The 3,862-nt window shown below is 42.8% G+C and carries 3 protein-coding genes and 1 pseudogene; all 4 read right to left on the bottom strand.

The genetic code is table 11. The features are described from left to right. Positions 1-57: 57 nt before the first annotated feature. Positions 58-1,071 (bottom strand): phage tail protein, encoded by a 1,014-nt coding sequence (locus PVV57_RS09725; protein ID WP_273719394.1) that lies wholly within the window; start codon positions 1,069-1,071, stop codon positions 58-60. Positions 1,072-1,079: 8 nt separating this feature from the next. Continuing rightward, positions 1,080-2,081, bottom strand: a complete 1,002-nt coding sequence (locus tag PVV57_RS09720; RefSeq protein ID WP_273719395.1) for a phage tail protein — start codon at positions 2,079-2,081, stop codon at positions 1,080-1,082. Between the two features lie 12 nt (positions 2,082-2,093). Further along, on the bottom strand, positions 2,094-2,744 hold the full coding sequence (locus PVV57_RS09715; protein WP_273719396.1) for a transglycosylase SLT domain-containing protein: 651 nt from the start codon (positions 2,742-2,744) through the stop codon (positions 2,094-2,096). Positions 2,745-2,761: 17 nt separating this feature from the next. Next, positions 2,762-3,862: pseudogene (locus PVV57_RS09710) on the bottom strand (hypothetical protein); the annotation flags it as partial.

Here is a 3,862-nt window from a genome sequence, read left to right as displayed (position 1 = left end):
GCTCCACCATTCTCAGATGCCGTTAAGGACCAATCATATATCGTTGACATCACAACCTCACGTCTTAATCCCAAACACAATACTCATATTAATCGGACGCGTCTCACTGACACCTGAACGAGCCCAAACAACATCACGCATCTGAAGATGAGAATGGGGAAAAGCAAGCCCATGATGCAACCGTATATCCTCTGCACCCACACCCAAACGTTCGGCAAGCTTTTCCCTTTGCTTCTCATTGAGCATATACCCCCAGATAATCATCATATTTCCATACCAATTCTCTTCCTCATTGGCATCATTCAAAACCGTAACCGAGTGACCTCCATGTTCATGTTTTCTCATAGCATCATGCTGTAATGTGCCTAGATAACGCCAACGGTCTATCTCACGATCATCGTCAACACCCCGCAAAAACACACCTCGCAAATCGGGAACATTAAACTTCGTCCAACTATCACTGCCACCCCATCTTGTTCTTATCGCTTCATAAAGTGCTGGATAATCACTACGCAAATAAGCCGCCCCATCACAGACTAACCAGCCTTCCGGTAAAACTTGCATCCCAAAAATCCCTATCTTGCCCGCAGGATCAATCGGTTTCATCGGCTCTTGTGATAAAGAAACCGGCGTAGGATTTAAAATATGCCAAGCATCATCCCGATAAACCAAACGATAAATGCACCCCTTTTGTATCTCACCTCCTAATAAAGCACTCATGCCTAATTCTGTCGCCTTATAAACCGGCTTTCCTCCTAACGCATTCAAAGCAATTGTTGTCGCTCCAACATTCTTACCTTTCGCTTTAAAACAAACCGATATCCCATTCTTATACGCTAAAAACTGAGATTGACTTTGAAGACGTATTCCACTGGTCTTTTGTTCTTGATTAACCGTAACAATCCCTTCAATCACACCCCCCGTATCCGATAAATATTCCCTCATCCGTTGCATCATCACACGCGCGCTGTTATTCACGCTGCTTGGACGCTGCCCCTCTGACCAATCAATCAAATCATCACAATAGCCATTCTCAGAGGTTCTCAAAGACCAATCATAAATCGTCGACATCTGACATCTCACGTTTTAATCGCAAACAGAACAGAAACATTCACTGGACGCGTCTCACCTTCACCAGAGCTTCTCAAATCAACCTCTTGATTTTCATCATGGCTATAGGGACTTGCAATATAGCTCCCTAAATTCTCACGCTCTATTCCCATAAAGTTTGCAAGTGCCCCCCCTCCAAACAATCCTAGACGGTACCCCAAAACAGCCGTCGTATTCCCATCCCAAAAGTCTTCATTGCTGGTAAAATGGGGAAAGGAAAGACTTTGCCCCTGATGTTGATGAGACTCCATTAAATCTGTTTGCACACTGGCAAAAGAACGCCCCTCATCGATATGACGACCGTCATCAACACCGCGTAAGAACATCCCCCGAAAATCGGGAACATTAAACGTTGTAACACTATTCCCTTCTCCCCAAACCGTCCCTATCGCAGAAAACAAATCACTATAATCAGTCCGCGAATAAGCCTTTCCATCACAGAGTAACCAACCTGTTGGAAAATCACGCATCGCAAACGTTCCGATAAAACCTGTAGGATAAAGACTGCTTTCTTCTTCTAAAGGGATAGAGGTTGGATTAACAAGATGCCAACCATCTCCATTATAGACTAATGTATAAATGCATCCCTGTTGGATTTCGCCGCCCGATAAAGGACCAATCCCTAAGGCGGTCGCTTTATAAACCGGCTTGCCCTCTAAAGCATTAAGCAAAACCGTGGTTGCTCCAATATTTTTATCCTTAGCCATAAAGCGTAAAACGATACCATTCTTGTATTCTAAAAATGCCGTTTGGCTTTCAAGACGTATTGTACTTATTCGTTGGACATGATCATTCGTCACAACCCCTTCAAGCGTTCCACCCACATCTAACAAGTATTCCTTGATACGCTGCATCATCACACGCGCGCTGTTATTCACGCTACTAGGGTGCTGTCCTTCGGACCAATCAATCAAATCATCTGCGCGCGTGTTATCCGCCGCTCTAAGCGACCAATCATAAATCGTTGACATCTCTCATGAATCCTAATTTCGATAAAACGGTCCGTAAAACGCCCGCATGAATTGCGTCATTAAAGGATTATCATCCGCATCACTCTCTTCTTCTTCTGAAGTCTCTTCTTGTGATGCTAATAACGCCCTCAAAACCTCTAACATGTTAGCTCTATTGCCAAAGCTCACCCTTGCTGTAGGGCTTACCCTATAAGGCTGTCCTCCATACATTTGTAACACACGGTTAACAAAATCACTTGCACGCATACCGCTGTTTCCACCATTCAAACCAACCGCATTGCTGCCAACAATTTGCGCCGCATTGGCATGGGGATTTTGTAAAAGACGCGCGGCTCCTCCTGCTCCTTGTTGATGGGCTAAATACAATTCCGCATCTGTAGGCGCCCTTCCCAACAAACGGCTTAAATGGTTGCGATTATCAAGGGTAAACCGCCCCATGGCATCGGCTGCCTGCATAGGGTCAAAACGGTCTTGCAAACCATATTGTTTGGCGGTGCTATCTATAAATTGATACAAACCACCCGCAGAAGAACGTGGATTCCTTGCATTGGGATTGCCGCCACTTTCAACTTGCGCAACACGGTATAAATAGCTTTCTGGCAAGCCATACCGCACCGCTGCTTGACGGATCGCTTGATCAACTGAAAGGTTAGAATGGGTCATCGATTAAACATCTTCCTCTACTTCCACGTACTTAGCATATTAAAGTGCCTTGCTAATTCTTTTCCTTGACCCCCAAACAAAGCAGCAAAATATTTTTTTACCCACTCTTTCGTAACATATCCCTTATGATGCGCTTTCACCATATCTTGAATGAGATCTACAATTTTCTCATTTGGAATTTCTGAACCACCCGTTAACAGCTTGACCACATCCTTTTCAATTCGTTGACGCTCTCTAAACGCCGCTTCCTTGAAAGGAATCCAAGAAACTTTCAACGCTGCTTTTCCTGTTTGAAAGGCTGCATCACGTTGACTTGTTGGAACACTAACATTATGCCTAAAAGAGATATCTTTATTTGCTATACTATTTGGTATTCTGTTGTAAAAATCAGCATAGTTGGCTTCTCTACCCACAACACTCTTAACAGCAGAAGCTTTATCGGCGCCATAAATCTTTGCAAACCTATCATACAGATCATCCGTATCAAAAATCTCCTTTGCCTTGGAGACTTTATCTCCTGTTTGCCCCATACCCTCTAAAAGTTCTCTCCTTGAGCCCTTTTTAAAGTATTCTTGTTGTGCTTCTGGTAATTCATCAAAAATTTTACTGAATTCATCCTTATTAATCGACTTACTAAGGATTTTTGAACCTTCATCCATGGCATCTACACGTGAACTGTATTGATGAAATAATCCACGCGCCTTCTTATATTCAGAAGATATATCATCCATAATCTCTAACAATTTTTTCTGGATACCAACTAAACTGCGTACTTTGCTGTTATCTCCTATGTTTCTCGCAGTATCTATCATATGACCAAGTCTATACTTCGTTTCATGAAGAACACCCATGTTGGGTTTTTCTTGAAGAAGATTAAACTTTTGAGAAGAAAATGGACTGACTTTATTGCCATCACTGATAAACTTCTCTAATCCCGCATCATAAGCTTGTTTGAAGTATGGACGTTCCATTAATTCATTAAGCGCGCCATAATATTTTTCTCCGATCGGCGTCTTCTTGGCTATATCATAGAGAGACTCTGTAGCTGCCTCTCTACTCGCAATAAGATCATCTTTTAAACCTGTAATATTTTGACGAGGAACAAAGTGTTCATCAGC

Origin of the sequence: Bartonella sp. AU15XJBT (genome assembly GCF_028618615.1) — a bacterium.
GTDB lineage: Bacteria > Pseudomonadota > Alphaproteobacteria > Rhizobiales > Rhizobiaceae > Bartonella.
This window is presented reverse-complemented; position numbering and strand designations above follow the sequence as displayed.